Here is a 514-nt window from a genome sequence, read left to right as displayed (position 1 = left end):
GGATCTAAAGTCTGGTCGTAGCGATGCAGTATTGGCCGAAAAAGTCTCTGCCAAATCATGGCTCGCTGACAATAAAGAAGGTTTCGGTATCGTTGGTGATGAGATTGATAACGATGACAATATTGCTATTGCCGTGCGTAAAGGGGATGGACTCAAAGCGGAGTTTGATAAAGCATTGAGCGAAATCCGTAGCAACGGTGAGCTTGCCCGTCTTGAGCAGCAAAACTTCGGTCAATAATGACTCACTGAAGATTTAGGCTTAACAAAAGCGAGGCTTATCAATATCAAGTAAGCATGGCGCTGTTAAGCCTACATCAGTAAGTAGTGGTTAACGATATGGCTGGTAAATACATTAAGGAATAATAGGTATGACAATTTCAATGACATCACTAATGACCTCATCAATGAGCAAAAAAGCATTGTGGCTGGCACCGCTCAGCGCAGCGATGCTAATGCTGGCAGGTTGTAACAACAGCTCAGCACCCGCAGAAAATGCTGAAGCTGATACCGCGAC

At 44.6% G+C, this 514-nt stretch carries 1 pseudogene; it reads left to right on the top strand.

Going from position 1 to position 514, the window contains the following annotated elements:
• Window positions 1–238, top strand: a pseudogene (locus tag ACS8FC_RS21005) (ABC transporter substrate-binding protein); the annotation flags it as partial.
• Window positions 239–514 lie beyond the last annotated feature (276 nt).

The sequence above is a fragment of the Psychrobacter sp. 1Y4 genome (assembly GCF_051847555.1).
This window is presented reverse-complemented; position numbering and strand designations above follow the sequence as displayed.